This is a genomic window from Pseudomaricurvus sp. ABR4_320, from assembly GCF_056159445.1.
In genome coordinates this window covers 1-277 of record NZ_JBSWVF010000122.1, presented here as the reverse complement: position 1 = coordinate 277, position 277 = coordinate 1, and the positions used below count along the sequence as shown (strand labels likewise).

The following is a 277-nucleotide window of genomic DNA, read 5'->3' as shown; positions in this document are numbered from 1 at the left end:
TATAGAACCGTTGCTCGACCCGATATTCCATCCCGATTCCTACGGCTATCGACCGAACAAATCGGCGCATCAAGCGTTAATTCAAGCCAAACTGCGCTGTGATCGTCGAGCCTGGGTGTTAGACATGGATATCAAGGGGTTCTTCGATACCATCGACCGGCAGTTGTTAATGAAAGCCGTCGACAAACATATCAAAGATCCATGGCAACGACTCTACATAGAGCGCTGGTTAACGGCGCCCGTACAGCACGTCAATGGCAAGTTGGAATACCCACAG

Annotated in this window: 1 protein-coding gene; it reads left to right on the top strand. The window is 50.2% G+C overall.

What is annotated here, in order from left to right; all coding sequences use genetic code 11:
• Window positions 1-277, top strand: a 277-nt coding sequence (locus ACXAFR_RS27655) for a reverse transcriptase domain-containing protein (RefSeq protein WP_475183468.1), incomplete at both ends; no start/stop codon positions are given.